29 protein-coding genes are annotated in these 26611 nt (G+C 38.5%); 25 read left to right on the forward strand and 4 right to left on the reverse strand.

All coding sequences use genetic code 11. The features are described 5' to 3' along the window. Nucleotides 1-5: 5 nt before the first annotated feature. From ACR65M_RS03620 to ACR65M_RS03710, 19 genes are all read left to right on the forward strand, one after another. Nucleotides 6-1124: a Gfo/Idh/MocA family protein gene (locus tag ACR65M_RS03620; RefSeq protein WP_440272546.1), complete on the forward strand. Its 1119-nt coding sequence runs from the start codon at nucleotides 6-8 to the stop codon at nucleotides 1122-1124. A gap of 13 nt (nucleotides 1125-1137) precedes the next feature. Next, on the forward strand, nucleotides 1138-2187 hold the full coding sequence (locus ACR65M_RS03625) for a Gfo/Idh/MocA family protein (protein WP_440272547.1): 1050 nt from the start codon (nucleotides 1138-1140) through the stop codon (nucleotides 2185-2187). Between the two features lie 166 nt (nucleotides 2188-2353). Then, the gene (locus ACR65M_RS03630; protein ID WP_440272548.1) at nucleotides 2354-2860 is read left to right on the forward strand and encodes a type 1 glutamine amidotransferase domain-containing protein; all 507 of its coding nucleotides are present in this window, start codon (nucleotides 2354-2356) and stop codon (nucleotides 2858-2860) included. Between the two features lie 239 nt (nucleotides 2861-3099). Next, nucleotides 3100-3885, forward strand: coding sequence for an alpha/beta fold hydrolase (locus ACR65M_RS03635; RefSeq protein WP_440272549.1), 786 nt, complete (start codon nucleotides 3100-3102; stop codon nucleotides 3883-3885). Continuing rightward, nucleotides 3860-4444, forward strand: coding sequence for a TetR/AcrR family transcriptional regulator (locus ACR65M_RS03640; RefSeq protein WP_440272550.1), 585 nt, complete (start codon nucleotides 3860-3862; stop codon nucleotides 4442-4444). The genes ACR65M_RS03635 and ACR65M_RS03640 overlap by 26 nt, the downstream gene beginning before the upstream one ends. Nucleotides 4445-4501: 57 nt before the next feature. Continuing rightward, a complete protein-coding gene (locus ACR65M_RS03645) occupies nucleotides 4502-5191 on the forward strand; it encodes an alpha/beta fold hydrolase (protein WP_440272551.1) in 690 nt (229 codons plus the stop codon). 51 nt (nucleotides 5192-5242) lie between these two features. Further along, on the forward strand, nucleotides 5243-6514 hold the full coding sequence (locus ACR65M_RS03650; RefSeq protein ID WP_440272552.1) for an MFS transporter: 1272 nt from the start codon (nucleotides 5243-5245) through the stop codon (nucleotides 6512-6514). Between the two features lie 310 nt (nucleotides 6515-6824). Continuing rightward, nucleotides 6825-8147, forward strand: coding sequence for a short-chain fatty acid transporter (locus ACR65M_RS03655; protein ID WP_440272553.1), 1323 nt, complete (start codon nucleotides 6825-6827; stop codon nucleotides 8145-8147). Nucleotides 8148-8201: 54 nt separating this feature from the next. Then, nucleotides 8202-8612: a hypothetical protein gene (locus ACR65M_RS03660; RefSeq protein WP_440272554.1), complete on the forward strand. Its 411-nt coding sequence runs from the start codon at nucleotides 8202-8204 to the stop codon at nucleotides 8610-8612. 178 nt (nucleotides 8613-8790) lie between these two features. Beyond that, complete coding sequence (locus ACR65M_RS03665) at nucleotides 8791-9681, forward strand: UCP032817 domain-containing protein (protein ID WP_440272555.1); 891 nt, start codon at nucleotides 8791-8793, stop codon at nucleotides 9679-9681. A 169-nt stretch (nucleotides 9682-9850) separates the two neighbouring features. Next, a complete protein-coding gene (locus ACR65M_RS03670) occupies nucleotides 9851-10336 on the forward strand; it encodes a DinB family protein (protein WP_440272556.1) in 486 nt (161 codons plus the stop codon). 328 nt (nucleotides 10337-10664) lie between these two features. Further along, entirely contained in the window at nucleotides 10665-11675 is a 1011-nt protein-coding gene (locus ACR65M_RS03675; RefSeq protein WP_440272557.1) for a LacI family DNA-binding transcriptional regulator, read from the forward strand. Between the two features lie 19 nt (nucleotides 11676-11694). Continuing rightward, on the forward strand, nucleotides 11695-12729 hold the full coding sequence (locus tag ACR65M_RS03680) for a zinc-binding dehydrogenase (RefSeq protein WP_440272558.1): 1035 nt from the start codon (nucleotides 11695-11697) through the stop codon (nucleotides 12727-12729). Between the two features lie 22 nt (nucleotides 12730-12751). Continuing rightward, nucleotides 12752-13660 (forward strand): sugar phosphate isomerase/epimerase family protein, encoded by a 909-nt coding sequence (locus ACR65M_RS03685; RefSeq protein WP_440272559.1) that lies wholly within the window; start codon nucleotides 12752-12754, stop codon nucleotides 13658-13660. A 66-nt stretch (nucleotides 13661-13726) separates the two neighbouring features. After that, a complete protein-coding gene (locus tag ACR65M_RS03690; protein ID WP_440272560.1) occupies nucleotides 13727-15037 on the forward strand; it encodes an ABC transporter substrate-binding protein in 1311 nt (436 codons plus the stop codon). 77 nt (nucleotides 15038-15114) lie between these two features. Then, on the forward strand, nucleotides 15115-16005 hold the full coding sequence (locus tag ACR65M_RS03695; RefSeq protein WP_165918130.1) for an ABC transporter permease subunit: 891 nt from the start codon (nucleotides 15115-15117) through the stop codon (nucleotides 16003-16005). Further along, nucleotides 16002-16817, forward strand: a complete 816-nt coding sequence (locus ACR65M_RS03700; RefSeq protein WP_440272561.1) for a carbohydrate ABC transporter permease — start codon at nucleotides 16002-16004, stop codon at nucleotides 16815-16817. The genes ACR65M_RS03695 and ACR65M_RS03700 overlap by 4 nt, the downstream gene beginning before the upstream one ends. A 16-nt stretch (nucleotides 16818-16833) precedes the next feature. After that, nucleotides 16834-17622 (forward strand): SDR family NAD(P)-dependent oxidoreductase, encoded by a 789-nt coding sequence (locus ACR65M_RS03705; RefSeq protein WP_440272562.1) that lies wholly within the window; start codon nucleotides 16834-16836, stop codon nucleotides 17620-17622. 50 nt (nucleotides 17623-17672) lie between these two features. Then, nucleotides 17673-18347, forward strand: coding sequence for an orotidine 5'-phosphate decarboxylase / HUMPS family protein (locus ACR65M_RS03710; RefSeq protein WP_440272563.1), 675 nt, complete (start codon nucleotides 17673-17675; stop codon nucleotides 18345-18347). 122 nt (nucleotides 18348-18469) lie between these two features. Here the strand turns inward: ACR65M_RS03710 and ACR65M_RS03715 are convergent, their stop codons facing one another. After that, nucleotides 18470-18703: a YczF family membrane protein gene (locus ACR65M_RS03715; RefSeq protein ID WP_440272564.1), complete on the reverse strand. Its 234-nt coding sequence runs from the start codon at nucleotides 18701-18703 to the stop codon at nucleotides 18470-18472. A gap of 118 nt (nucleotides 18704-18821) precedes the next feature. Between ACR65M_RS03715 and ACR65M_RS03720 the strand changes: the two genes are divergently transcribed. From ACR65M_RS03720 to ACR65M_RS03730, 3 genes are read left to right on the forward strand one after another with little or no spacing between them, the layout of a single operon-like run. Then, nucleotides 18822-20453 carry a spore germination protein gene (locus tag ACR65M_RS03720; RefSeq protein WP_440272565.1) on the forward strand — a complete coding sequence of 544 codons (1632 nt, stop codon included), beginning with the start codon at nucleotides 18822-18824 and terminating at the stop codon, nucleotides 20451-20453. Beyond that, complete coding sequence (locus ACR65M_RS03725) at nucleotides 20446-21669, forward strand: Ger(x)C family spore germination protein (protein WP_440272566.1); 1224 nt, start codon at nucleotides 20446-20448, stop codon at nucleotides 21667-21669. Before ACR65M_RS03720 ends, ACR65M_RS03725 begins: the two co-directional genes overlap by 8 nt. An 18-nt stretch (nucleotides 21670-21687) precedes the next feature. Continuing rightward, nucleotides 21688-22779, forward strand: a complete 1092-nt coding sequence (locus ACR65M_RS03730; protein ID WP_121446031.1) for a GerAB/ArcD/ProY family transporter — start codon at nucleotides 21688-21690, stop codon at nucleotides 22777-22779. A 55-nt stretch (nucleotides 22780-22834) separates the two neighbouring features. Here the strand turns inward: ACR65M_RS03730 and ACR65M_RS03735 are convergent, their stop codons facing one another. Beyond that, entirely contained in the window at nucleotides 22835-23305 is a 471-nt protein-coding gene (locus tag ACR65M_RS03735) for a tRNA (cytidine(34)-2'-O)-methyltransferase (protein ID WP_440272567.1), read from the reverse strand. A 194-nt stretch (nucleotides 23306-23499) separates the two neighbouring features. On the opposite strand from ACR65M_RS03735, the gene ACR65M_RS03740 reads away from it, so the two are divergent. The 3 genes from ACR65M_RS03740 to ACR65M_RS03750 all read left to right on the forward strand — a co-directional run bounded on the left by ACR65M_RS03740 (nucleotide 23500) and on the right by ACR65M_RS03750 (nucleotide 24537). Continuing rightward, entirely contained in the window at nucleotides 23500-23691 is a 192-nt protein-coding gene (locus tag ACR65M_RS03740; RefSeq protein WP_440272568.1) for a hypothetical protein, read from the forward strand. After that, nucleotides 23684-23959: a GNAT family N-acetyltransferase gene (locus tag ACR65M_RS03745; RefSeq protein ID WP_440272592.1), complete on the forward strand. Its 276-nt coding sequence runs from the start codon at nucleotides 23684-23686 to the stop codon at nucleotides 23957-23959. Before ACR65M_RS03740 ends, ACR65M_RS03745 begins: the two co-directional genes overlap by 8 nt. A 254-nt stretch (nucleotides 23960-24213) precedes the next feature. After that, on the forward strand, nucleotides 24214-24537 hold the full coding sequence (locus ACR65M_RS03750; RefSeq protein WP_440272569.1) for a hypothetical protein: 324 nt from the start codon (nucleotides 24214-24216) through the stop codon (nucleotides 24535-24537). Nucleotides 24538-24588: 51 nt separating this feature from the next. Here the strand turns inward: ACR65M_RS03750 and ACR65M_RS03755 are convergent, their stop codons facing one another. After that, complete coding sequence (locus tag ACR65M_RS03755) at nucleotides 24589-24762, reverse strand: hypothetical protein (protein WP_335395415.1); 174 nt, start codon at nucleotides 24760-24762, stop codon at nucleotides 24589-24591. 637 nt (nucleotides 24763-25399) lie between these two features. Beyond that, a complete protein-coding gene (locus tag ACR65M_RS03760; RefSeq protein WP_440272570.1) occupies nucleotides 25400-26584 on the reverse strand; it encodes an NAD(P)/FAD-dependent oxidoreductase in 1185 nt (394 codons plus the stop codon). Nucleotides 26585-26611: the final 27 nt, after the last annotated feature.

Below are 26611 nucleotides of genomic sequence, written 5' to 3' on the forward strand. Positions count from 1 at the left end.
TAGAAATGAAAAAAGTGAAGATCGGTGTGATCGGTTGCGGAAATATTAGCGATGTTTATTTAACAAACTGTCAAACGTTTCAGAACCTTGAAGTGATAGCTGTATCAGATTTAGATTTAAACAAAGCTGCAGAAAAAGCATCAAAGTATAAAATCCGAAAGATTTTAACAGTTCAAGAGCTACTAGCAGACCCTGAAATTGAGCTTGTTATAAATTTAACAATTCCTCGTGCTCATGCTGATGTTTGTTTACAGGCTTTAGATGCAGGAAAACACGTATATGTTGAAAAGCCAATCTCAACAACCCTTAACGACGGTAAAAAAGTATTAGAAAAAGCCGAAGAAAAAGGATTAATGATTGGTGCTGCTCCAGACACCTTTTTAGGAGGGGGCATTCAAACCTGTAAAAAGTTAATCCAAGATGGGGCAATTGGCAAACCGATTGCGGCAACTGCATTTATGATGAAACATGGACCGGAAAGCTGGCATCCTGATCCTGAATTTTTCTACCAAGACGGAGCTGGACCTATGTTTGATATGGGACCATATTATATTACTGCACTTATTAATCTAATTGGTCCTGTTCGACGTGTAACAGGATCAGCTCAAATATCCCTTCCTGAGCGTACCATTACAAGTAAGGAAAAATACGGAAAAAAGATACAAGTCAATACACCTACACATGTCGCAGGCATTCTTGATTTTGAAAATGGTGCGGTTGGCACGCTTATTACAAGTTTTGATGTATGGGGGTCGAGAACACCGTTTATTGAAATTTATGGAACAGAAGGAACTTTAAGTGTTCCTGATCCAAATACATTTGGTGGGCCCGTCTTGATTCGTAAACCAGGGGAGGTCGAATGGGAAGAAATTCACTTAACGCATGGATTTACAGAAAACAGTCGCGGGCTTGGGGTTGCTGATATGGTAGCTGCCATTCACTCAAACAGACCTCCACGTGCATCTGGAAAACAGTCCTATCATGTACTTGAAGTGATGCATGGCATTTACGAATCTTCATTAAATGGTATGCATTATATAATGAAAAGTACTTATGAACAGGCTGCCCCACTTCCTGTGAACGGAATAGAAGAATTAAAGAATAACAATGTTAAAACTTATTAGGGAGGAATTTATTATGAGTAAAGTAAAAGTTGGTGTAATTGGATGTGGAGCTATAGGAAGACGTCGTCACCTTCCGGAATATGCGGCACATGAAAATGTTGAAATTGTGGCTGTCTGTGACATTGTTGAGGAACGCTCTAATGAAATGGCTGAATTATACGGGGCAACCGCATATGTGGATTATACAGAATTGCTAAAAAATGAAGAAATTGATGCTGTAAGTGTTTGTTTGCCAAATGCTATGCATGCGCCAGTTACGATTGATGCATTAAATGCCGGAAAACATGTGCTATGCGAAAAGCCAATGGCTACTTCAAGGCAAGAGGCTGAAGAAATGATTCAAGCATCAATAGAAAACAATAAAAAACTGATGATTGCCCATAATCAGCGCTTTGTTGCTTCACACGTAAAAGCAAAGCAGATTCTTGATAGTGGTGAAATTGGCAAAATTTATAGCTTTAGAACAACATTCGGACATCCCGGGCCAGAACAATGGAGCGTTGACGGAGCGACAAGCTGGTTTTTCGATAAGGAACGAGCATTTATCGGAGCAATGGGAGACCTTGGTGTACATAAATCGGATCTAATTCGTTATTTGCTTGGCGAAATAGTAGAAGTTGGCTCATTTGTTGAGACAAATGCAAAGGAAAATACAGATGTAGATGATAATGCCGTTTGTATCCTTAAAACAGAAAACGGTGTGATTGGTACATTAACAGCGAGTTGGTCATATGTTTCTGGGGGCGATAATTCAACGATTATTTATGGTGAAAATGGAGTACTAAGGCTTGAAGCTGACCCTGTACACTCATTAATCGTGGAATACAAAAACGGTGAAGTTGTGAAATATGAGTTAGATAAAATCCAATCAAATGAAGAAGGTGGGCAAACTAATTCGCATGTCATTGAAAACTTTGTTAATTGTATTATCAGCGAGACGGTGCCACCTATAAGCGGGGAAGAAGGAATGAAGTCACTTCAGGTAATATTAGCAGCACTTGAATCAAATGAAACGAAGCAGATAGTTCGCGTGAATACAGAAAAAGCTTTTCTTTCGAAATAGATAATATAGCTCTTATCAATTGTAGCCCTAATTTTCGCCGAATAACCTACTAGTAAATATAGTTCAAATTTTAAATATCACGAATTTTGCAGAATCACTTTGTTTGATGTAACAACTTAAATCTATTAAAATAGAAATAAATACCAATACATAGGAGTGATACAAGATGGCAAAAGTATGCTTTTTACTTGATAATGGCTATGAAGATTCAGAGATGAAGAATCCTTATGATGCAGTGAGTGAAGCGGGTCACGAAACTGTTGTAGTTGGAATTGAAAAAGGGGTAGAACTTAAAGGGAAGAAAGGTACAGTGTCTTATACTTCTGACCTTTCCATTAGTGAAGTAAAGGCTGACGACTATAATGCGGTTATTATTCCTGGTGGCTCTGCTCCAGAGGCCCTTCGTGTCAATGATGAAGTCGTGCAATTTGTAAAACAAGCCAATGAACAAGGTAAAGTAATTGCTGGTATCTGCCATGGACCACAGGTCATGATTAGTGCTGATATTTTAAAAGGGGTAAGCGCAACTTCGTACATTGGAATCCGAGATGATTTGAAAAACGCTGGATCAACCTTCTTAGACCAAGAGGTAGTGGTTGACGGAAATATCATTACGTCTCGTACACCTAAAGACGAACCGGCATTTATTAAAGAAATCTTAAAGAAACTGTAAATCGTATAATTTAAAGGTCTCTTCCGATTTGGATGAGGCCTTTTTTACTTCTAGTTTTCTAATACATCCAAACTCGAGACAAAGGGTCGGCGTCTTGGTGTGATGGGGTATTAGAGCCCTGCGGAGAAGAGAAATGGAATTTCAGAGTATTCGAAATTTAAATTTAATTTTTCATTGACTAAGCGTTCATTCAATAATAAAATAATGTGGAAAGTTCTGTAAAATGGGGAGGGATGGTAATGGATTTATCTTTTGAGATTACTGGTAATGGTCATCCTGTTGTTCTTATTCATAGTGGTGGGTCTGATAGAAGACTCTGGAGTTTATTGATACCTCTTTTGTCTAAGCATTACAGGGTGATTGCATTTGATGGCCGAGGTGCAGGCGAGTCACCAAACCCTATAAAACATACAAACTATGTTGAAGATGTACTGTCACTGTTGGATTACCTTGAACTTAAACAGGCAACACTTATCGGCCATTCCATGGGCGGTCAAATTGCTACTGATTTAGCACTTACTTACCCTGAAAGAGTATCAAAGCTTGTATTAATTGCACCATCTTTAACTGGTTTTTCCTATTCAAAAGAGTTTGAACAATATCACAACAAAATAGTAGAAGCTGCCCCAAATATAGAGATGATGTTAGAGCTTGCCCTTTATTCACCAACGTATCAAGTGGTGATTCATACTCCGCAAAAAGATCTCATTGTTCAAATGCTAAGGCAACACTTCGAGCGAATGCTTAAGTGGCCTGCTGATTTCAGTATGAAATGGCCACGGCCGCCTGCGGTGGAACAATTAGGACAATTGAAATCCGAAACATTATTTATGATTGGCAAACTGGATTTAACAGATAATTTTCGAGTTGCTGATGAATTTCATAAGGTTCCAAACATCCGTTTTATCGAAATAAAAGATGCCGATCACATGTTACCCCTCACTCATGCTGAAGTTTTATATCAAGAAATCACTACATTTATAAAGGATGGAAATAAAAATGCCACGTACACCCGAAGAGAATGAGCGTATTCGCCAAGCAACGATAGAAAAAATACGCGCAGCAGCGATGGAGTTATTTATGAAACAAGGATATTACGCAACTTCGATAAACGATATAGCGAAACATGCAAGGATTTCGAAAGGGTTAATTTATAACTATTACAAAGGAAAGGAAGAACTACTTTCTGAAATGGTAAAGGATAGAATTGGCGAAGTGGTCGAAGTCATGTCAGAAGCATTCTCCCAAGAGACACCTAAAGAACAACTAACCCATATAGTGAATGGTGCCATTGATAATATTCACAAAAATCCTGAAGTCCATCGGTTTTATCTTCACCTGCAAACTCAACCAGAGGCTGATGTAGATTTGATTAAATACAGTCGTCTCATAATCGAAGAAAACGCGCGACAGTTTGAATTGCAATGTAAAATCTTTGAAAGAATGGGAGAAAGTGAACCGAGGAGACGGTCGTTATATTTTTCTTCTGTGCTACAAGGGATCATGTTGATGATTGCAACCTATCCACAGAAGTTTCCGATAGAGGAATTAAAGCAGCAGATTATTAGGGAATTTTGTAAATAGAGACATTAAATAAATCGCGGTTCAAATAATGAAATTTTACAAAGGAGAGGGTTTGAGATGGAAACACGGGTGAATCAAATTAAATTGAATGGACTTACTTTTCAATATCGAGAGACTGGGGAACCAACTTCACCACCGATTGTTGCACTTCACGCACTGGGAACAAGTGCAGAATCTTGGAATCCAGTGGCATCGGTTTTAGGAGAAAATTACCGTGTATTAGCTATAGATCAACGGGGGCACGGTGGGAGTGCAAGAACTAGTAATTACAGTTTTGAACTGATGTGTGAAGACTTACTTCATTTTGCGAATGCTATGAATCTAGAAAGGTTTACCCTAATGGGTCATTCGATGGGCGGAACAGTATCCTATCTTTTCTCGGAAACATTTCCGACAAGGATTGAACGGTTAATTGTTGAAGACACACCACCACCTTTTCAGGGAACGCCGATCGAAATTCCTTCTAAACCTGCTGATTCTCTACCGTTTGATTGGGAGGTTGTACCTTCAATACTGCAGCAACTTAATGAACCCAATCCCGAATGGTGGGCTCGACTTACTGATATTACCATGCCGACGCTCCTTTTAGGTGGTGGGTCTAGTCATATTCCTCAGCATAAATTGGAGGAAGTATCTGAGCTAATTCCGAATTGTGAATTTGTGACGTTAGAGTCTGCTGGACATTTTGTTCATGATGACAATTTATACGGCTTTTTGGCAGCTGTAAAAAGTTTTCTAGATTCATAATTCCTCTACCCATCAAAGCGGGTGGCGTGGTACTATAGTAGGAGTCTGGATATGAAAAATTTTAGAAATGAGAGGCAGTGTTTTATGGGAATGACAAAAGGTAAAGGCGTGCAGGCGAAGCCTTCAAGCAACATATTCTCAAATCGGATCGTTCTATCGATCATGAGTTCGAATTTCTTACTGCAACTAGGGATTTGGATACGTAACTTTGCAATACTTTTATATGTGACCGACATTACAAATAATGATCCGGTATATGTATCTCTTATTTCAGTAGCTGAGTTCGCCCCGATTTTCATCTTTTCTTTTATCGGAGGAACATTTGCGGATAGATGGAAACCAAAGTTGACAATGGTCTGGTGTGATTTATTGTCAGCCGTTTCGATATTTGTCGTATTACTTACATTGCTTTATGGTTCGTGGCATGTGATATTTTTTGCCACATTGGTTTCCGCAATCCTTTCACAGTTTTCCATGCCTTCTGCAATGCGTTTGTTCAAACAGCACGTACCTGAAGAACAGTTGCAGTCTGTCATGGCTATGTTCCAATCACTCATGGCGATTTTCATGGTTATCGGTCCGCTTATTGGAACATTCGTATATCAGAAATTTGGGATATACACTTCTATTGGAGTCATGGGCGTCATGTTCCTCCTTTCTGCAGTCGTTTTACTATCCTTGCCTAAGGATTTAGAAAAGGAAAAAACGGATACACAACCGGATTTCAAGAAGGAGCTTATGGACGGCTTCCGTTATGTGTTAAACCACCCAGTTTTGAAATCAATGGGTGCGATATTTGCAGCCTGTGGGTTGGCAGTCGGATTGGTCCAACCGTTAGCAATCTTTGTTGCCATAGAAAACTTGAGCATGCCTAAGGATTTTATCCAATGGTTGCTAATGGCAAGCGGAATTGGAATGCTTATCGGCGGGGGCGTCATTTTTGCGCTGTCCAAAAAGATAACACCTCAAAAGCTGTTGTCGATAGGAATTTTAGTGAGTGTCGTTGCGACGGTAGGAATCGGTTACTCTCATAGCCCTGGACTGACTATCGCACTTCAATTCATTAACGGTTTATTCCTGCCATGTATTCATATTGGAATCAACACGCTAATCTTGAGCAATACAGAAGAAAACTTTGTCGGGCGAGTGAATGGCGTATTGAACCCAATGTTCATGGGGATGATGGTCATCGGCATGTCTATGTCTGGTTTGATGAAAGGAGCGCTTACCTTATCTGGAGTTTACCTAGCATCCGGAATCTTATTCTTAATCGGTGTCTTCTTTATTCTGCCATTGTTTAAGCAAAAGATGCAGTCAGTGTAGTCTGATTGAATAAATCAATGGATAGTGCATGGTTTGCGACAACGACCTGGTCAATATTATATAAAAATATACCAGAGGCACATCAAGTTAAATAACAAGTACATGGTACTTTAATATAAGATCGTTGTTATTCTAAAGGTCTCTTCCGATTTGGAAGAGGCCTTTTTTTAGTTAACTACTGAAGAAAGGAGTTAATACCTATCTTTTCTTAAACGTGAAATGCGACAAAAGTCAGGAAATACAGGCTTTTTTCATATTCAAAAACTACTAAGAATATACTGTAGCAAATAATGACTAAGGGAGTGAAGAAATGAAAGCGATAACAAATTTCTTTGTTCGATTGGTCCAACGTTTTCTACCTGATGCCTTTATTTTTGCGATTATTCTTACCTTTTTAGTGTTCGTATTAGGCATCTTGTTTACAGAAAGCGGACCCGTTGAGATGGTTTCACATTGGGGAACTGGGTTTTGGGATTTACTCGCCTTTACCATGCAAATGGCGCTTGTCGTGGTAACGGGGTATGTATTAGCGAATGCACCTGTTATCAAAAATTTTCTAGCTAAATTGAGTAATTTGGCGAAAACACCGGCTCAAGCGGTTATGCTTGTTACTTTTGTGTCAGCAATTGCTTGTTTAATCAACTATGGTTTCGGTCTAGTCGTAGGGGCCTTATTTGCTATCCATGTGGCAAGGCAAGTACCATCTGCAGATTTTCGTATTTTAGTAGCTGGAGCATATAGTGGATTTTTAGTATGGCATGGAGGTCTTTCAGGGTCCATTCCATTGACGGTGGCAACACCTGGTCATTTTTTAGAAGATAAAATGGGAGTCATTCCAGTAAGTGAAACACTTTTTAGTCCAGCCAATCTCTTTATTGTGGCAGCCCTCGTCATTACTTTACCTATATTTAACCGTTACTTAATGAAAAGTTCAAATACCATCGACCAAGATCGATCTGGATGGAAGTTACCCGATGACACACCTACTACAACAACATCAGCCAACCCAACGACACCAGCCGAAAAAATTGAGAACAGTGTGATTGTTTCGATGTTAATTGGCATCATGGGGTTGGGCTTTATCGTCTATCATTTTGTTACAAAAGGTTTTGATTTAAATATTAATATCGTAAACTTTATTTTCTTATTCATAGGAATTATGTTGCACAAAACACCGATACAGTTCTTAAACACAGTAACGAATGGAGTCAAGAATGCAGGGGGAATTATCATTCAATTCCCGTTTTATGCTGGGATAATGGGAATGGTTACCTTATCAGGGCTTTCTCAGGAAATGGCATTATGGTTCGTCTCTTTTGCAAATGCTCAGACTTTACCATTTTTCTCTTTCCTCAGTGGGGGATTAATCAACGTATTCGTTCCATCAGGTGGTGGTCAGTGGGCTGTTCAAGGACCGATTATGATTGAAGCAGCAGCAGCTATTAATGCAGATCTTGCGAAAACAGCAGTTGGTGTTGCATGGGGAGATGCCTGGACCAATATGATCCAACCATTCTGGGCATTGCCTGCACTAGCCATTGCAGGTTTGCATATACGAGATATCATGGGGTTCTGTGTTATGATCCTCCTATATAGCTTTATTCCAATTTCAATAGGTCTATTATTGTTATAAAATAGAGGCAAACGGACATATCCGTTTGCCTTTCTATATGCAGGTGGATATTTTATGAGAAAAAAGACAGTGGGTGTATTAGTAGTAGCACTTGCTTTGATTTTGACAATTATAGGTTGTATACCTAAAACGATCCCACCTTTAAGAGGTGCTTATCAAAGTGAACATGTGAATGGATATATTATTCAAATGACATTTCAACCTAGAGATCATAGTTTTGTTGAATACATTGATAATAGAGAAGTAGATAAGGGAACTTATGAGGAGATAGAAGATGGTTTGTATAAAATAAATGGCGAAATGCAAGAGTTGGAGATTACTTTAAAAAGTAACAACTCTTTTGATCTAATCGTTAAGAAGTTAAATGACGGAAATCCCATTACATTTAAAAATGTCGATGCCACACCTGTATATATTGGTACAGAGTTTGAAGACATTGAAGAATATAAAACATTATTAGAATGAAGGTGAATGCTTGGTCATACACAGTAAGAACCAGGCATTTTTTATTGGTCACTATTCGAAAAGTGAAACTTTTCCAGGATAGTTCACGTAAATAAAGTATCGGCTTAAGATGGCTATCTGAAGAATTCTCTTGGGCTGCTATAGATATTAAATATATTAAATATGAAGGGGGAATTGGATGGGTTGGTTATTCCTGTTTGTAGTTGTGATTGGAATTGTATTCTTTTTACATAAAAAACTCTCATTTACATATGGTTTATCTCCTAAATCAATAGAGACAAAACCACTTAAAGGGCTAAAGAGACTAAGTGAAAACCTTGAGCAGTCCCTTAGTAAAAGCTATATGAAACATGTAGAAGAGCGGGTAATGAAAGAAAAAAAGTTAAAAGAAAATGAATACAACTGGCGTCTACTTGATTTAAAGCGCTACTTTATCTTGACTTCTCTATTAAAAGAATCGCCAATGTTCAGCAACAAAGTTGATGACCTGTGGCATGAGATGCTTATGTTTACACGTGAGTATGATGATTTTTCAAAAAAATATGCGGGTAGTATCCTGCATCACAGTCCTAATGTAACTAAAATATCTGATCCCGACTTGCGAGGTTTCTTTGATTGGGTATATGCTGAGCTTTTTTTCATTAGAAAAGAGAACATCCATTTGTATAAGGGGTTTTTCAGACATCCCGTAAATCCAACTATCGTTGAAGAGTTTAAAACTTTATCAGAAAACGAACTGATAGATAAGTATTTTAAGAGTGATAGACACTATTTAAGTACCATACTCTCGCTGATCTCCTCTATGAAAAAAACAGCAAATAGCGTCAAAGATTATGAAAAACGTGTTGTACAAGAAAAGATGAGAAAAAGTAAAATTCAAAAAAACTTCAACGCCATGCTCGTTCCATTCTTATCTGTTTCTTATTTTCATTATGATGATTTTTTAAGTTACATGAAGATTGGTAGTGTGAGTTCATCAAGCTGTACAAGTTGCGGTTCAGGTAGCTCATGTAGTTCTGTCTCTTCTTGCAGCAGTTCATGCTCAAGCTGTGGTGGGGGTAGTGATTAAAACAATTACACACTCTATGAAATATAACTTCCTTGATATACTATTACCAAATCTAACCTTTACGTGATAAAAGGTACGTGTCAGGTTTGGAAGAAGGTATTTAGGTTAGTTCAGTTGAATAATTATAATAGACTCATTTTTAGTTTAATTCTAAATTGGAGGGGTTTTATTGAAGACATTGTTTCGTTATAACTGGATGGTCAGGGAAGAATGGTATCGATGGTGTGAAGAGTTAAGTGAAGAGGAACTTCTACGAACCAGAACTGGTGGTGTAGGTAGTATTTTGCAAACACTTTTTCATATAGTGGATGTGGAATGGAGTTGGATTCGCCTATTACAAGGAAAACCAGATTTTCAAGAGAGTTTTGAGGATTATAAAAGCTTAGAACAGGTTCGTAAATTGGACACCAAGTTTCGACCTGAAGTGCTGAATTTTATTAAAAATTGGGATAGTAGTATGGAAAATAACTTATTGTACGATACCCTCCCAGACGGAAGAGTTGAAACAGACACATGGGGTGAGGTAATGCGACATGTAATTGCACATGAAATTCACCATATCGGACAATTATCAGTTTGGTCACGAGAAATAGGGAAAAAGCCTGTGTCTGCTAATTTCATTGGACGTGGCCTTGTATCTCACATGAATGAATAATTTATAGATTTGATAGATAAATTAAAACATGAATAGAGTACTATTAATATAGTGTTTTTCCAGAATAGTTTTAAGTAAAATGACACCATCCCTGTGTAATGGTGTCATTTTTTTCTTATACGAGTGTCGAAATCAGTCTATGAAAAAATTTATATCTCATTTAAAAAGATATGATGTAGCAGGCAAGCCTGATTTGAAAGGTATTATCAAATTAATCAGTGGTCGAAATCAGTTCCTTTTATAATTTTTAGTTAATTGACAATATTCTAATTCGTTGTTATGCTCTATTCGATGAAACGTTTCATTAATAAAAAATAGGAAGTATACCATGACTAAAAAGGTGACGATACGAGATGTTGCAGAATTAGCTGGTGTGTCTATTGGTACTGCATCGAAAGTCATAAATAATATTGGTAACGTCCATATTGAACTCAAAAACAAAGTAAACGCAGCAATAAAAGCCCTAAACTACTCCCCAAACATGATAGCAAGAAGTTTGAAGTCATCCGTCTCAAAAACAATTGCTGTTCTTCTATCTAACATTACAAACCCCTTCCAGATGACTTTGGCCAAAGGTATTGAAGAAGTTATCTTTGAGAAAGACTATCTATTTATCATCAGCTCCACAAATGAAAATCCTACTAATGAACGAAAAAATTTACAACTTTTTTACGAGCAACGAGTTGACGGCATTATTCTTTGTTCGACTGGTCAAGTCAACGAAGATATTCTTTCGTTAGTCGAAAGAAACATTCCAATGGTCCTTGTTGATCGACCCATCCCTCATCTGCCTGTTCATATAGTGGCAGACGATAACTTTATCGGCATGGAAAAATTAGTTACATACCTCTATGAATTAGGGCATCAAGAAATAGGTGTCGTTCATGGAGATTTGAACACTGTTCACGGAAAACTTAGGTACGATAGTGTTCTGCAGTCACTAACGAATTATGGCCTTACAACTGAACACCAGTTTTTTGGTGATTTTACCTATGAAGGAGGTCAACGAGCAGTAGAATATTTTCTATCGAAAACGATCGTGCCTACAGCCATCATTTCGTCAAATAATAATATGACGGCAGGTGTGTTAAAGGCGTGTCAAAACTACAAGATTACCATTCCAGATCAACTTACGGTTGTGTCATTTGGAGAGTTAGAGTACGAATGGGATATCATCATGCCTAAAGTGACTGCAATTGTTCAATCTCCACGTGAAATTGGGAGACGTGCAGCAAGTTTGCTATTAGAACAAATGAATAGGGAAGGTCAACATCAAATCGTTCAACTTTTCATCGAACCTGAAATCTCTGTAGGAAACTCTTCTTCTCCTAAAATTTAACGAAGAAAAGGTGATATACGTGAAGGCGCTTGTAAACTACGATTCTGGTAAAAATAAGGTTGAAATCAGAGAAGTACCGATTCCGAAAATAGGACCAAAAGACATATTATTGAAAGTGGAAGCTGTAGGAGTCTGTGGAAGTGATTTACATATGTATCATGATATACAAGGCTTTGCTGTGAAACGACCTGTCATTTTAGGACATGAATTTGCAGGAACAGTTGAAGAGGTAGGTTCTGAAGTAACCCAATTTAAAAAGGGAGATCGCGTTGTCAGTGAGACGCCATCATATGTTTGTGAAAACTGTATTTATTGCAAATCAGGTTTATATAATTTATGCCCGGACCGAAAAGGCTTTGGTGTTTTAGCTGATGGAGCCATGGCTCAGTATGTGAAAACACGAGAAGCCATCGTTCACCACATACCAGATGGGATTCCGTTCGAAAAAGCAGCCTTAACGGAGCCTTCATGTGTAGCTTATAATGCGGTCGCCCATCATTCGAGAATTCGACCCGGCGATCATGTTGTGGTGTTTGGGCCGGGGCCGATTGGATTAATGTGTATTCAGATTGCTAGATTGTTTGCACCAGGAAAATTGACAGTTGTTGGTTTGGAAAAAGATGCAAACCGGTTAGAAGTAGCGAAACAATTTGGTGCAGATGAGGTACTTATTGCAGAGAAACAAGATGTTGTCCGTGAAATAACCAATTACGGAGATGGTTTCGGTGCTGATTTAGTGCTTGATGCGGTTGGTGTAAGTCAAACGTTAAGGCAGAGTATTGAGATTGTTCGACCTGCTGGGCAAATTACGAAGCTTGGATGGGGACCTGAACCCATTGGCTTTAGTCTTGACCCACTGATTCAAAAAGCGGCTAGACTGCAAGGGTCCTTTAGCCATACGTATCCAATGTGGGAAAAGGTCTTGCTATTAATGCAAAAAGGAGAAATTGACCCATTTCCAATGGCAAAGGTCTATTCACTAAATGATTGGCAAAATGCCTTCGATGAAATGGATTCGTTAAAGCACGCGAAATCTGTTATTGTGCCAAACTAAAACAATCGAAAAGGAGAATTCAATGAACGAAAACAGAGTCAGAATTTCAGTTTTCCCAAAAGGGTATATCGATGTTTTATCTAATGGAAAAATGAATGTGTTTGAATGGATTGAGCAAGCAGGAACACTTGGTGCAGATGGAATGGAAATGTATCCTACATTCTTACAATCTACTGAAAAGTCATATTTGGAGAAGGTGAAGCAAGCAGCTGCTTCTGTAAATCTAGTGATTCCAATGATGTGTGCATCACCAGATTTTACTCATCCCGATCCAGGTTTTCGGGAAAAAGAAATAAGCAAGATGAAAGAAATGATTGATGCCATGGCCATTCTTGGACCAGATGATTTTAGAAGCTGTCGGGTTTTATCTGGGCAAAGAAGACCTGAGGTATCAAGGGAGGACGGAATTAGGTGGACCATTGATTGTATCAATGAGCTCCTTCCCTATGCAGAAAGTAAGCGAGTCTACCTCGTCATGGAAAACCATTACAAAGATGGTTTCTGGATTTATCCGGAATTTGCCCAGAAGTCGGATATCTATTTAGAAATTGTGGAAGGGATATCATCTGATTGGTTTGGCGTGAACTTCGATCCATCAAATGCTGTTTTTGCAGGTGATGACCCATTAGCGTTACTGGAGAAAGTAAAGTCCAGCTTAATTACCATGCATGCCAGTGATCGTTATTTAAAAGAGGGGTATTCCATGAAAGATATCGAGAATCATTTGGTACAAGGATATTCAGAGGGATTAGCACATGGTGTCATTGGGAAGGGCATTATTGATTATGATGGTATTTTTCAACTATTAGCCAATATACATTTTTCTGGATGGATTTCAATCGAAGATGGGGTGAATGGTTTAGGGGAAATGAAGGAATCTGTCGAATTTTTAAAGAGGAAAGTAGACGAATATTTTTTATCGGGTAACTGACGTAAGGACTATTAATTGTAAGCGCTTTACGTCTTAACCATATTACGTATGAAAGGGGAAAGGCGAGTGAGAAAAATAAGGGGGCTTAGCTTTTTACTGGTTTTAGGATTGTTCGTAGGCTTACTGGCTGCTTGTAGTAGCAATGCTCCAGCTTCAGAAGAGCCATCATCAGATTCAAATGACAATAAGAACAAAGACGTTGAATTAAGGATTATTGCTGCGAACCATCCATGGACAGAAGCAATCGAACCATTAATTCCTCAGTTTGAACAGGAGTCAGGCATTAAAGTAAAGCTAGAAAAATATTTTGAGGACCAATTAACTCAAAAACTTACAACAGAATTTACTGCAGGTTCTGATAGTATCGATGTATTTATGATTCGTCCGCTGCAAGAAGGAAAACTCTTTAATCTCAATGGGTGGGTTGCTGATTTAACAAGTTATACAGGCGATTCAGACTGGGATTTAAGTGATTTTACAGAGTCATCCGTTAATTCTTTAAAAGACGGTGAAAAGATTTTTGGTATTCCAACCGTTACTGAACGTGAAATCTTGTATTACCGAAAAGATATTTTTGAAGAAAATAATATTGAACCTCCAAAAACATTAGATGATCTATATGAAATTGCAAAACAATTAAATGACCCTTCCAATGACTTTTACGGAATGGTATCACGCGGACAACGTGCTGCGGCTGTAACTCAATTCTCAAGCTATCTATACGGTTTTGGTGGGGACTTTATCGTAGACGGAAAAGCTGCGATTGATACACCAGAAGCGATTAAAGCTTTTGAGTTTTACGGTAATTTACTAAAGGATGCAGGACCTCCAGGCGTCTTAAATATGAGTTGGCCTCAAGCTGCTGGTTTATTTGCACAAGGTAAAGCAGCTATGTACACAGATGCTGATAGTATTTATCCAAACCTACTAGATCCTGAAAAATCAGTTGTAGGTGAAAAGGTTGGGTTTGCCGTATTCCCAGAAGGACCAGAAGGACAAACGCCATACAACGTTACGTCATGGGGCGTGGCGATGAATGCTAAATCCAAAAACAAAGATGCTGGGTGGGAATTTATCAAGTGGGCAACAAGTAAAGACATTGTAGCTGAGTTACAAAAGAAGAGTGTTCCAGGACCACGACAATCTGTATGGGATTCACCAGAAGGAACAGAGGCGTTCCCTGAAGAGCTCGTTAAAGTCATCTCTGAGTCGAATAAGATTGGAAAAGAATATGACCGTCCATTAGTTATTAAAGTAAATGAGGCAAGAGACATGATTGGTACGGCGATTGTGACGGGCATTGAAGGTGGGGATGTAGAAGCCGCTGCAAAAGAAGCCAACAAACAGTTCCAGCAATTATTAGATGATGAAAATTAAAAATTGAATGGGAAAGAGCGGGTATTACTAAATGTTAATACCCCTCTATCCTCTTTATAGCGATACATAGAAGGGGGATGAATATCATTCAACTTTGGATTGAAAAACATCTTAAGTATATTTTTACGTTGCCTTCCGTACTTTTTGTTCTCATTATGATTGTATTTCCTGTTGGATATACAGCCTATTTAAGTTTTTTTGACTGGAGCATGTCGAGCGTTTCACCGCCGAAATGGGTGTTTTTAGACAATTTTAAGAAAATCTTTTTTGATGATCCTCGGTTTTGGCCAGCCTTTTTTAGAACGTTTTATTTTACGATTTTGGCAGTTGTTACTCAAACCGTATTGGGGGTAGCGATTGCACTTTTATTTTTTAGAAACTTTAAAGGTAGTAATCTCGTAAAGACCTTATTTTTACTTCCTATGGTTTCAACACCGGTTGCAATCGGACTAGTTTGGTTATTAATTTTCGAACCATCCATCGGGTTTGCGAATCAGTTCTTAGGTTATTTTGGAATTGATCCACAGTTATGGATTGCGTCACCGAAACAGGCATTGCCGGCAATTGCGATGGTAGACACATGGCAATGGACACCCATGATTACGTTAATCACATTAGCCGGACTCTCTCAATTACCGAATGAAAATTATGAGGCGGCGGCTGTTGATGGCGCTAATGCATGGCAAATTTTTTGGAAAATCACATTACCTCTAATGGCTCCTACCATATTCGCAGCAGTTCTTCTACGTTCCATTGATGCGGTAAAGCATTTTGATTTAATCTATGCCATGACACAGGGCGGACCTGGTTATGCAACTGAAACCTTAAATATTTATGGGTTTGCCAATGGATTTCAGTATTTCAAGTTAGGATATACGAGCGCTATTTTAATGGTATTCTTTATGATTGTGCTGATAATGAGTTGCTTAATCTTGATCTTCCGTAAGAAGACGGAGGTGACATTATGAAGCATAAACGGAGAATGGAGATTATACGTTATGTTTTAATCGCTTTTGTGAGTGTAGTATTCTTATTCCCATTTGTGTGGATGTTCATTGCTTCTCTTAAAAACCAAGCTCAAATCATGTCTACGGACTCCATTTTTATTTTTACACCTAGTTTTAAAAACTACACTGAAGTTTTTGCGCAATATGACTTTATTAAGTTTATCGTAAATAGTTTTATTGTTGCTTTTGCTTCAACCGTTCTTGGATTGGTGTTGGGATTACCAGCAGCCTATGCGATTGCAAAATATAAGCTTCATAAATTTGGAGTCATTATATTAATAGCTAGAATCATTCCTGGTATTTCGTTTATGATTCCTTGGTTTATCATTTTCTCAAAGCTTGGCTTAGTCGACACTTATACGGCATTAACATTAAGTCATATGTTAGTAGGTTTGCCCTTTATTATCTGGATAATGATATCTTCCTTTGAAGCACTGCCACAAGAACTAGAGGATTCGGCTCGAGTAGATGGTTGTACATTGCAAGGCGCATTTTTTAGGGTCTTGCTTCCATTGGTTTCACCAGGAATTATTACAGCTTCTATGATGTCGTTTATCCTATCGTGGAATAACTTTATGTTTGCTTTAGTACTAGCTGGGGATGACACGAAGACATTACCAATTGCCGTCTTTAATTTTATCTCTTATTCAGAAATCAATTGGGGAGCTCTAATGGCAGCTGCTGTCATCATTACGCTACCAATCTTGATTATTTCATTGCTTCTACAACGATACATTGTAAGTGGTATTATTTCAGGGGCAGTAAAAGGATAAGCGTCATCAGGAAAGGATGGTCGATGTGCTGATTGATTTACATGGGATGGTAGGAGTCGTTACGGGTGTTGGAAAAGGAATTGGGAAAGAGATCATTTTGACCTTAGCTCGAGAAGGGGTTAAAACAGTGGGGATTGATGTATTCCCAGATGATCTTGACCAGTTAGCACAAGAATTTAAAGAACAAGGATTAGAGGGTTTGTTTTTTGACTGTGATGTTACTGATAGTACTAGGATTTCTGAAGTGATTCGTGAGACGGTGCAAAAGTATGGCAGGATTGACCTGTTGGTTAACAATGCAGGTGTTGCTGGGAACGGAGAAGTTGAAACTTTAGCAGAAGAGGTTTGGGATTACTGTCATGATGTAAATCTAAAAGGGATGTACCTGATGTGCAAATCTGTTATTCCCATTATGAAAAAGCAGCAATTCGGTCGGATTATTAATTCAGCATCTTTTGCAGCGATTATCCCAAGTATTGGCAGTGCTGCATACGCCTCTTCTAAGGCTGGAGTGAAACAATTTTCTCGCGTGCTTGCTGGAGAGTTAGGACCATGGAATATTACGGTTAACAGCTATGCCGCGGGAATGATTCCGACCACTCTCAATCACTTTTCCGAGTTGCCACAAGAACAACAAGAGCGGTTATTAGACAGCTTAACGTTAAGAAGATGGGGAGAGAAAAAGGACATCGCACAACTTATCTGTTTTTTAGCATCCGATTTGGCGGGGTATATTACCGGCACTCTAATTGATGTGAGTGGAGGAAAATATGCAACACAGTTTCCGAAGGCAGCTTACGAGTAATACGTTTTTCCTTTTTTAAATTCTATAGAAATTAGTAGAGGGGCTTGAAGATGCAACCAATTGTGCAGATTTCACTCGATTTAACGAACATTGATGAAGCTCTAGAAATGGCGGAAATCGCTATAGAGGCTGGGGTTGATTGGATTGAAGCAGGAACCCCATTATTACTTGCAGAAGGTTTACATGCAGTAAGAAAACTACGGGAATTATTTCCCGATAAGCCGATTGTTGCAGACTTAAAGACAATGGATGGTGGCTATTTGGAAGTAGAAATGATGGCTAAGGCTGGAGCTACCCATGTTGTTGTCATGGGTGTTGCTCATCCAGCGACCATCCGAGCAGTTGTAAAAGCAGCAAGGGATTATGGTGTAGAAGTGATGGGGGATATCATGGCTTCATCTGACAAAGTATTATGTGCAAAGATGCTTGAGGAAAATGGTGTTGACTACATTATTGTTCATACGGGTTTTGATGAAAGAGGAGAAGACCCGGATCGCTCACCGTTTGATTGCTTAGAAGATGTTGTATCGGCCGTTTCCATTCCGGTTCAAGCTGTCGGAGGATTATCGATTGAACAAGCTGCTCAAATGCCAAAGTATGGTGCGCCATTAGTTGTAATAGGTGCTCCGTTAGTGATTGATAACCAAGAATTTCGGCCGAGTTCGGGGTCAGACCAGCTTAAAAAAACATTAACTAAGTTTGTTAAAAGAGTAAAAGGCCAATAAATTTAAAACTTGGGAATTTAGAAGTAGTCTAGTTTTCTAGGCTGCTTTTTTGTGTTGCGCGTTCGGATTTAGTGCTAAAAAAGGGCTTTTGTTTTAAAGAAAGTTTACACTAAGAACCACTCCTATCCAGCCTTCGCTCTTCCCTTTCTTTTCTTGTACGAATAAACGATTATTTCGATTAGGACAGTTAGAATAAAGGATAAAAAAACAATCGTTTCAGCAGGATCCATGACTCGAAAGGGACTCGTTGCATTTCTAAATGCTGTTTGCAGATCGAAACCCTCCAGATAATCTAGCCAAAACGAGAAGCTCATTAGACAGCCCATCATCAATACAGTAATCCCGATTATCTTCATTTTTCTCACACCTTTTTTCAAATTATTATTTCCTTTTAAAACGCTTATATGACAAGGTATAAATATTAATCTACTGGGCAGAACAGTTAATACTATAGAATAGAAAGGTTTTACAAAAATGCCTGGTTTTTTCAAGAATAAACATAAAAAAAGTAACACAACTAATGAAAACCAAACGCAACCGCCATCAGAACAGGATTTTCCTGATTCCATTGATGTACGATTATCTAATAATCTTGATGTGATTAAAAATAAAACAGGTAATAGTTTTGATGTGATTATTCGAAATGTTAGCATCGGGCTACAACCAAAGATTCAAACCGCGATTGTCTATATAGACGGGCTTGTCGATAGCCAGTCCATAAAAGATTTTTTAATTGAATCCATCATAAAAAGTCCTGATTTGCAGGAGAAGCTGATTCAACAAGATCCATTAGAGGTAATTGAAGATGAGGCTTTGCCATTTGGGAGTATAAGAAATGCCAATGATTGGGAACAACTTTTTTCCGCGTTAATGGATGGGGAAACGATCATTCTTGTAGATGGAAAAACGAAGGTGCTCGTTGTTGATACAAGAGGTGGCGATAGACGTTCGATTGAGGAACCAACGAGTCAAGTGACGGTGCGTGGTCCTCGTGATGGATTTACAGAGTCGATAATCACAAATACCTCTTTAGTGCGCCGGCGTATCAAGTCTCCGAATTTGTGGGTGGAAGCAAGAAAGTTGGGTAAGGTGACGAATACTGACGTTGCCATTATGTATATAAATGGAATTGCAAACGAGAAAATTGTTGAAGAGGTTCGTAGACGTATTGATCAAATTGATGTTGACAGTATTCTTGAGTCTGGATATATTGAACAGTTTATTGAGGACCAAACATTTACTTCCTTTCCGACACTTTATCATACGGAAAGACCTGATACGGTTTCAGGGAATCTTCTTGAAGGGAGAATTGCCATCTTCGTAGATGGGACTCCTTTCGTATTAATTGCACCCGCTGTTTTTATTCAGTTCTTTCAGGCAGTAGAAGATTACTATGCGCGATTTGATATTGCGACGGCACTACGTTTTTTACGGATTTTAATCTTTTCAATCTCGATTATTGCACCTGCAGCCTATATTGCTGCGACCACGTTTCATCAGGAAATGATTCCGACACAGTTATTAATTGCTGTAGCGGCACAAAGGGAAGCTGTACCTTTTCCGGCATTTGTAGAAGCTCTCATTATGGAGGTCACATTTGAAATTCTGCGAGAAGCCGGAATTCGAATGCCGCGGGCAGTAGGTTCTGCGATTTCTATAGTTGGAGCCCTTGTAATTGGACAAGCAGCGGTTCAGGCGGGAATTGTTTCACCAGCCATGACCATTGTGCTGGCAATGACAGCAATAGCTAGTTTCGCTACTCCATCCTTTGCGATGGCGATTTCTGCAAGATTGGTTCGCTTTGTATTTATGATTGCTGCAGCTACATTTGGTTTTTACGGAATTATCTTAGGGATTATTATGCTTACGATTCATCTTAGTGGCTTGCGTTCATTTGGTGTTCCCTATATGACACCAATGGCTCCGTTTATTCTGAAGGAGAACGCGGATACCTTTTTCCGGTTACCATGGTGGGCATTAAAGAGGCGGCCACAATTGATCAGTGAAGGAAATATGATTCGCGTAGGGAAAGACCAGAAACCTGAGCCGCCTATTGGACGCGGCATGCTTAAGTTTACTGAAGAAAAAGGTGACCAAGATGAATAGAGGTATTGTTCTTCTCCTTTTATTCTCTGTACTTATTCTCCTATCGGGTTGTTGGAGCAAGAAGGAGCTTACTGACATCGCGATAATTTCTGCTTTTGGTATCGATAAGAATGATAAAGGACAGTACGTAGGTACGATTCAAGTAATTAATCCTGGGAATGTTACAGGTGGCCAGCAAGATGGAGGTTCAAGTATTGGCCCACCAATTAATGTGTATACTGAGACAGGAAATAACCTTACTGAAGTTAGTAGGAAGTTTTCCACCGGCATATCGCGAAGACTATATTATGCCCATACAAATTTAGTAGTTGTTGGAGAGCGATTAGCAAGAGAGGAAGGAATCCTCCGTCTTTTTGATGCCATGGACCGTGACCCAGAATTTCGAATCACATCTGAGGTGATCATTGCTCAAGATATGGAGGCAAAAGATATTGTAAGAACAATAACTCCAATTGATAAGATCCCTTCCAATAAAGTGATTAAAACACTAAAGTCAACAGAAAAAAACTGGGGGACACATCTGAGAGCGAATATGAAAGATGTACTTAATAACCTAGTATCCGATGGGAAAGAGCCATTAATTACAGGGTTTCAAATTAAAGGTGAAATTGATCAGGCTATGAAAATGGCAAATATTGAAGAAACGACTCCTAAAGCGGTTCTTGAGGCCGAGGGAATAGCTCTTTTTAGAAACGGAAAGCTAGTTGATTGGTTACAAGGGAGTACGGCAAGAGGATCTTTATGGATTTTGGATAAAATTGAAAAAACGGATGTGAATATTAATTGGCAAGAACATGAAGAAGCCATTGCGTACGAAGTGATTCGCCAAAAAACCAAAGTTCTGCCTAAGGTTTATAATGAGGAACCCTTGATTACCATAGATGTAAGTGCTGAAGGTGATATCGGGGAAGTAGAAATACCAGTCGATTTAACAGACCCACTTGTATTAGTAAAAATCGAAAAAGAGGTTGAAAAGGAAATTAAGAAAGAAATCCAAGAGGCCATAAAACAGGCCCAAAAAAATAAATCGGATGTTTTTGGATTTGGAGAAGTGGTCCAACGCGCCGATCCTAAGCTTTGGAAGAAGCTCAAGTCTGACTGGAATTCAGTGTATTTTCCAGAATTAGTCGTGGATGTCAAAGTAGATGCGTTTGTCCGTCGGACGGGTATACGCACAAAATCTTTCCTTACTGAAATAGAGGAAAATCGTAAATAGAAATAAGGAGCATATCACATGGAGAAGGCAAAAATCAGTTCTTATCAGCTATTTGTACTTGTCTTGCTGTTTGAATTAGGAAGTGCATTACTTCTGCCACTTGCAATGGACGCTAAGCAGGATGCTTGGATTGCCGTTCTCCTTGGGATGTTGGGTGGAATGATACTCTTTATTATCTTTTTCCGTCTCTATCAATATTACCCCGACAAATTACCAACCATGTATGTACAGATAATTGTTGGAAAACCACTCGGGAAGCTACTTGCTTTTATGTACATCTTATATTTTGCTTATCTAGCAGCAAGAGTATTAAGGGATTTTGGTGTAATGCTGGTGACATTCGCCTATCCAGAAACACCATTATTTATTGTCAATGCACTTTTAATTATCGTAGTAGTATATGGGGTTCGAAAAGGAATCGAGGTATTAGGGAGAACAGGGGAACTGCTTTTTAGCATCATGTATGTGCTAGCGGTAACGGGATTTATCCTCATTGTGATCTCTGGTTTAATTGATGTAAACAACCTAAAGCCAATATTAGGTGAAGGCATTATGCCTGTTGTAAAAGCAGCATTTACTCAGACTTTGTTTTTTCCATTTGGAGAGAGTGTTGTATTTGCGATGATTTTTCCTTACTTAAATAATACACGTAAAGCAAGGATTGCCGGTTTATGTGCAATAGGTTTAAGTGGGATCAATCTAACGCTTGTCATGTTAATGAACATTAGTGTGTTGGGTGTTAATCTGACATCTCGTGCACCCTTTCCACTCTTGGCTACCATTCAAATGATTCAAGTAGCGGAGTTTATTGAACGACTCGATATCTTTTTTATGTTAGCTTTAATTATTGGGGGATTTTTTAAAATCGGGATCTTTTTTTATGCGGTTGTCACAGGGGTTACCAATTTGTTCTCAATAGAAAGTCATACACGTTTATGTTATCCAATGGCTTTGGTTGTTTTATTATTATCCATAACGATGGCTAGTAGTTTTGCTGAACACTTACATGAGGGTTACAAATTTGTTCCTATGTTGCTTCACTTACCCTTTCAAGTCATCTTTCCAATCATCCTTTTAGTAATTGCGATGATAAGAAGAAGGAGAAGTTAAGGGGAATTTCATATCCACTTGGCCCATAAAAAAATCTTCCAAAACGGAAGAATTTTTATTTCAAATTCGGATATCCTTGCTGGCGTAATGCCTCATATACCAATATCGCAGCAGTACTTGAGAGATTGAGTGAACGAACATGATTGTTCATGGGTATTCTCAAAAAGTGATTTTTGTTCTTTTCTAGTAAATCTTTCGGCAAACCCGTTGTTTCTTTTCCAAACATAAAAAAATGTTCCTTCGTTTCATCACTGAAATCAAAGCCTGTATGTGTTTTTTCACCAAACGTCTCTATAAAGTAAAATTCACCTTGATTTTTTGAAAAAAAGTCTTCCAATGAATCATAATACGTGATGTTCACATCATTCCAGAAATCGATGCCTGCTTTTTTTAACATTTCCGGATCTGTTGAAAAGCCAAGTGGTCTAATTAAATGCAAGGCTGAACCCGTTGCTACACAAGTGAGTGCAATATTTCCAGTATTAGCCGGAATATCTGGTTGATAAAGTACAACATGAATCGCCAAGAGTGGTCACCTCTAACTTCTATTTTACACTCCAAATTATAGCATATTACGTATACTAGTAAACGAGGTTGAAGTCTTTATTCTGAAATCAATAAAATAGAGAAGGACTACAACTCGAAGTAATGTATAAGTAGATGGAAGGGGAGAGAAAGTAGGTAACCTGGCACAACTATGTGAAAAAGGAGTCTCAAAATATGAACTTCGAATCAATCACAGAAGAATCATTAAACCTGGCATTAGACATCATGAACTCAAATCCGACATACAACATGATAGAAAACGGCAATCCTGTAAGAACAATAAAAGAAGTAAGAAGTGAACTGCTCAACTCAACAACAAATAGTTATTTAATAAAAAAAGAAGGAAGAACCTATTGGTATCGTTGATTTTTTAGAACATAACCCAAAAGACAAACATCCTTGGATTGGTTTATTTATGATCCATGGTGCTTATCATTCTTTAGGTTACGGAAAAAAGGCGTATGTTGCTTTTGAAGAAAGTCTAAAACAACAACATTTCAAGAAGATTCGACTTGGCGTATTACACAACAATGAGCCTGCAAAACGGTTTTGGAGATCAGTTGGATATTCATTTTATGGAAAAAGCGAGTGGGAAGGAAAGGTAGTTGACTGTTTTGAGAAAAAGTTGGAGTAGATCATTACCACTTTTGTGAACTTACATGATGACTCGAAAGAAGACACTATTTTTGAGGACTGGTGTCAATTTAGTTATTCAAAAGAAGACCAGTTACATAATTTGTAAAAAGTATTTTCTTTTGCTTCTAGCGATTTTTTGTGAACGAACATGCTCGTTACCTTATCTTTGAATCATACACTCAAAGGTTATTAATAATTTCCACATATATTGGTTTGCTCTACTCCACACAATAGAATGAGGAGGGAAGAGTTATGAACTATATGCAACTACTGTCATCCGTACTTAGGAGCTTAGGTGGCAACAAATCACTGAAAGCATTCAAACGAAAACGAAACAATAGAATGTGGATATGGATTTCTATATTAGGTGTAACCATACTTGGTTTATTCGGTGGTAAAAATAGTCGGATCAATCAAGAAGTTCAGAAGAGATTTCAACAAGCCCAAAATTCGTCTCAAAATTCCTCTGAATTAAAAATGAATCCATTCGAAGTAAACTACGATCTTGCAATGGAAATTGCAAAAGAAATAAATCCTGATTATAAAATTCCTACTCAACAACAGGAAAATGAATAAAAAATTCAAGTGGCTGGATTTATATATCCAGCCATTTTTCAATCCACTAATCTAATTATGTATTTGTTGTTGTACCTGTTGGATAATTTGTTGCGCCTTCTCTAGTTCACTTTGGGCAAAGTGACATGCCTCTGATTCAGGACTATTCGAATTCACTTGTTTTAAATGATGATGGGCTGTATGGATAATATCTTGGGCTTCTTGTAATTTACTTTTAAAGTTCATCACAATTCCTCCATTCATTAATATGTTCTCTTTTATCATGTGCAAGTATGTAGTTAAATACGCAAGTCTTACTAACAATGGCATAACAAGACTTTGCAATATTTACTCCAGCAACGACACCTAATCCTAATAGAAAAAGCCAATTTTCAAGAAAATTGGCTTTCTGTAGTTATTTAATTTGGCTGTTTTTTCGCAAACTTTGTTGTTTTTTATATCGTTGACTTCCGCTTCAGGTGGACGCTTTCCGCGGGCGTGGCTTGAGCCTCCTCAACGAAATGTGGAGGCGGCTTGACAGAAACGAGAAAATTGGCCGACTAAAGCGCCACGTCCTGTGGCGGAGTCGGCACTAGCACTTCCTGTGCGTCGGAGACTCCTCCTTCAGAGGCGTATTTTGCCTCTGAAGGAGGAGTTGAAATTTCTCGAGTTTCTAGCCGCTGAAACTGGACTCGTAGCTACCGCTCCTGCGGGGTCTCAAGTCTCACGCTTGGACATTGAATTTGCTTCATTGAAATAACCCACGCACGAAGAAAATGTGAATACATTTTCGAGGAGTCGCCACCTTACGCTCCAATCAATTAGTTTTGCCTTTATTATCAGAAAGCAACAATCTTTTAGAAAAGAGCCTTTAATTTAAATCTTAATATGCTAAACCGTATAGGGCCTTAATATGAGATAAGTAACGAACATGACTAGCTTCTTTCATCAAGGATGCTGGAAGACCTTTTAAAGGAATATTGTTTCCACCAACAGAAGCTACGCCGTCTTTACGTCCGAGACTAGCAAGCGTTCCAGAATTGATTGGGTTAAATTCTTCGAGCTTTTGTCCTTTAAGGATAGCGAAAAGGTTATATCCACATGTTTCACCCATTTGCCATGCATTTTGTGCAGTAGGCGCATATAATGGGCGACCCCCATCTGCTGGAAGTGCCACAGACGCATCACCAACCACAAATACTTCTGGATGTGATTTAGAGCGCAAATACTCGTCAATAACTGCTTTACCACGATCACATTCAAGGCCAGATTCTTGAACGATTGGAAGTGCAGCAACGCCGCCTGTCCAGATAAATGTGTTCGATTCAATTGTTGAACCGTCTTTTAGGGAAATTTTATTTCCTTCAACGCCTGTAACAGGTAAGCCAGTTAAGAAGTCAACACCACGTTTAGCTAAACTTTCAGTAGCACGCTCGATTAAGTTATCAGGAAGTACTGGTAAGATTTTAGGGCCAGCTTCAATTAATTTGATGTCTAGGTCATTAAAGTCAACACCATATTTTCTAGCCACTTCAGGGAAGTGGTCTACGATTTCACCAACTAGTTCAACACCAGTTAACCCACCACCACCGATTACAATTGTTGCATCTGCTGGATTTTTAGATTCCGCATAAGCTGCAATTTTGCTTTCAATGTGTTGGTAGATGCTGTTTGCATCTTCAACTGATTTTAATACAAAACTGTTTTCTTCAAGACCTGGGATACCAAAGAAACCAGTTTGGCTACCAAGAGCAACGACTAAGTTGTCGTAATCCAAAACAGAACCATCCGCAAGTTGGACTTCTTTTTCATCTACTGAGAAAGACGTTACTTCGCTGATTACCACGTTGACATCTTTATTTTTGAAAAGCTTTGTTAACGGGAAAGAGATTGCGCGTTCAGTTGTTGTACCACCCGCAAGACGGTGTAATTCTGTAATAAGTTGGTGAGTAGGGTATTTATTCACCACTGTAATTTGCGCTTCTTCTTTACTTGCATATTTACGTAATGTTAGAGCAGTTAATAAACCTCCGTAACCTGCACCTAAGATGACGATTTTTTTTGACATGATTTATCCTCCGTCCTTACTAAGTAA

It is taken from the genome of Ferdinandcohnia sp. SAFN-114 (assembly GCF_059415045.1).

Coding starts and splice junctions, on each gene's coding strand:
- ACR65M_RS03620 (WP_440272546.1), top strand. CDS start 6: ATGAAAAAAGTGAAGATCGGTGTGATCGGTTGCGGAAATATTAGCGAT.
- ACR65M_RS03625 (WP_440272547.1), top strand. CDS start 1,138: ATGAGTAAAGTAAAAGTTGGTGTAATTGGATGTGGAGCTATAGGAAGA.
- ACR65M_RS03630 (WP_440272548.1), top strand. CDS start 2,354: ATGGCAAAAGTATGCTTTTTACTTGATAATGGCTATGAAGATTCAGAG.
- ACR65M_RS03635 (WP_440272549.1), top strand. CDS start 3,100: ATGGATTTATCTTTTGAGATTACTGGTAATGGTCATCCTGTTGTTCTT.
- ACR65M_RS03640 (WP_440272550.1), top strand. CDS start 3,860: ATGCCACGTACACCCGAAGAGAATGAGCGTATTCGCCAAGCAACGATA.
- ACR65M_RS03645 (WP_440272551.1), top strand. CDS start 4,502: ATGGAAACACGGGTGAATCAAATTAAATTGAATGGACTTACTTTTCAA.
- ACR65M_RS03650 (WP_440272552.1), top strand. CDS start 5,243: ATGAAAAATTTTAGAAATGAGAGGCAGTGTTTTATGGGAATGACAAAA.
- ACR65M_RS03655 (WP_440272553.1), top strand. CDS start 6,825: ATGAAAGCGATAACAAATTTCTTTGTTCGATTGGTCCAACGTTTTCTA.
- ACR65M_RS03660 (WP_440272554.1), top strand. CDS start 8,202: ATGAGAAAAAAGACAGTGGGTGTATTAGTAGTAGCACTTGCTTTGATT.
- ACR65M_RS03665 (WP_440272555.1), top strand. CDS start 8,791: ATGGGTTGGTTATTCCTGTTTGTAGTTGTGATTGGAATTGTATTCTTT.
- ACR65M_RS03675 (WP_440272557.1), top strand. CDS start 10,665: ATGACTAAAAAGGTGACGATACGAGATGTTGCAGAATTAGCTGGTGTG.
- ACR65M_RS03685 (WP_440272559.1), top strand. CDS start 12,752: ATGAACGAAAACAGAGTCAGAATTTCAGTTTTCCCAAAAGGGTATATC.
- ACR65M_RS03695 (WP_165918130.1), top strand. CDS start 15,115: ATGAATATCATTCAACTTTGGATTGAAAAACATCTTAAGTATATTTTT.
- ACR65M_RS03700 (WP_440272561.1), top strand. CDS start 16,002: ATGAAGCATAAACGGAGAATGGAGATTATACGTTATGTTTTAATCGCT.
- ACR65M_RS03705 (WP_440272562.1), top strand. CDS start 16,834: ATGGTCGATGTGCTGATTGATTTACATGGGATGGTAGGAGTCGTTACG.
- ACR65M_RS03710 (WP_440272563.1), top strand. CDS start 17,673: ATGCAACCAATTGTGCAGATTTCACTCGATTTAACGAACATTGATGAA.
- ACR65M_RS03715 (WP_440272564.1), bottom strand. CDS start 18,703: ATGAAGATAATCGGGATTACTGTATTGATGATGGGCTGTCTAATGAGC.
- ACR65M_RS03720 (WP_440272565.1), top strand. CDS start 18,822: ATGCCTGGTTTTTTCAAGAATAAACATAAAAAAAGTAACACAACTAAT.
- ACR65M_RS03725 (WP_440272566.1), top strand. CDS start 20,446: ATGAATAGAGGTATTGTTCTTCTCCTTTTATTCTCTGTACTTATTCTC.
- ACR65M_RS03730 (WP_121446031.1), top strand. CDS start 21,688: ATGGAGAAGGCAAAAATCAGTTCTTATCAGCTATTTGTACTTGTCTTG.
- ACR65M_RS03740 (WP_440272568.1), top strand. CDS start 23,500: ATGAACTTCGAATCAATCACAGAAGAATCATTAAACCTGGCATTAGAC.
- ACR65M_RS03750 (WP_440272569.1), top strand. CDS start 24,214: ATGAACTATATGCAACTACTGTCATCCGTACTTAGGAGCTTAGGTGGC.
- ACR65M_RS03755 (WP_335395415.1), bottom strand. CDS start 24,762: ATGAACTTTAAAAGTAAATTACAAGAAGCCCAAGATATTATCCATACA.
- ACR65M_RS03760 (WP_440272570.1), bottom strand. CDS start 26,584: ATGTCAAAAAAAATCGTCATCTTAGGTGCAGGTTACGGAGGTTTATTA.